Source organism: Ochrobactrum sp. SFR4 (assembly GCF_019730395.1).
In the GTDB taxonomy this organism is placed as follows: Bacteria; Pseudomonadota; Alphaproteobacteria; order Rhizobiales; family Rhizobiaceae; genus Pseudochrobactrum.
Genome location: NZ_JAAPBB010000160.1, coordinates 1 through 494 on the forward strand (window position 1 = coordinate 1; position 494 = coordinate 494).

2 protein-coding genes are annotated in these 494 nt (G+C 51.0%); both read left to right on the forward strand.

From position 1 onward, the window contains the following. On the forward strand, window positions 1-278 hold a 278-nt coding region (locus HBA93_RS18355; protein WP_221724258.1), incomplete at its 5' end, for a RidA family protein. A gap of 11 nt (window positions 279-289) precedes the next feature. Continuing rightward, a partial coding sequence (locus tag HBA93_RS18360; RefSeq protein WP_221724259.1) for a Clp protease/crotonase-like domain-containing protein occupies window positions 290-494 on the forward strand: 205 nt, incomplete at its 3' end.

Below are 494 nucleotides of genomic sequence, written 5' to 3' on the forward strand. Positions count from 1 at the left end.
AGTTCGAAACCGATGATTTCGTTGAACAGGTTCGCCAGACGCTCAAGAATATTGTCGCTATTCTGGCCGTTGACGGGGCAGGGCCTGAGCATATCACCACGATGACATGGTATTTCACCGATAAGCAGGAATATAAATCCAATATGCGTGGTCTCGGACAAGCCTATCGCGATGTGATCGGTAAGCATTTTCCGGCAATGGCGGCGATGCAGGTGGCGGGGCTGATTGAAGACCGTGCCAAAATTGAAATTCAGGTCACAGCTGTCGTGCCGGACTGACGGGAGTGAACATGCCTGCCAGTTCTGAAACAAAGACCATTCATTTTTCAGATGCCGTTTCCGGTTTTGTTGATTATGGCCTGTTGCAGGTCACGATCAGCAATCCGCCGGTCAATGCGATTTCAGCCGCTATTCGTGAGGGGCTGATGCAGGTAATGGATATGGTTGAGACCTATAGTGTCGTTCACGGGCTGATCATTCGCGGCGAGGGGAAGT